The 428-nt window shown below is 68.9% G+C and carries 1 protein-coding gene; it reads left to right on the top strand.

Annotation, left to right across the window (positions count from 1 at the left end):
• The coding region (locus GPA21_RS20480; RefSeq protein WP_211163761.1) for an arginase family protein at positions 1-428 on the top strand (428 nt) is incomplete at both ends.

The raw sequence follows: 428 nt of genomic DNA, 5'->3' as shown, positions 1-428 counted from the left end.
TGGGACACCTATTTCGGCGCCGAGTACACTCACGGCACCCCGTTCCGCCGCGCGGTCGAGGAAGGCATCCTCGACACCGAGGCGCTGTCGCACGTCGGCACCCGCGGTCCGCTGTACGGCAAGAAGGACCTCGAGGACGACCGACGTTTCGGGTTCGGCATCGTCACCTCCTCGGACGTCTACTACCCGGGCGTGCGGGAGGTCGTCGACAAGCTGCGCCAACGCGTCGGCAACCGGCCGGTCTACCTGTCGATCGACATCGACGTGCTCGATCCGGCCCACGCACCCGGCACCGGCACGCCCGAGGCCGGCGGCATGACCAGCCGCGAACTGCTGGAGATCCTGCGCGGTTTCCGCGGTCTCAACCTCGTGGGCGCAGACGTCGTCGAGGTGGCCCCGGCCTGCGACCATGCCGAGATGACGGGAGT

The sequence above is a fragment of the Azoarcus taiwanensis genome, assembly GCF_012910885.1.
Taxonomy (GTDB): Bacteria; Pseudomonadota; Gammaproteobacteria; order Burkholderiales; family Rhodocyclaceae; genus Azoarcus_F; species Azoarcus_F taiwanensis.
The sequence above is the reverse complement of the archived record's forward strand: the minus strand, read 5'-3'. Positions and strand labels throughout refer to the sequence as shown.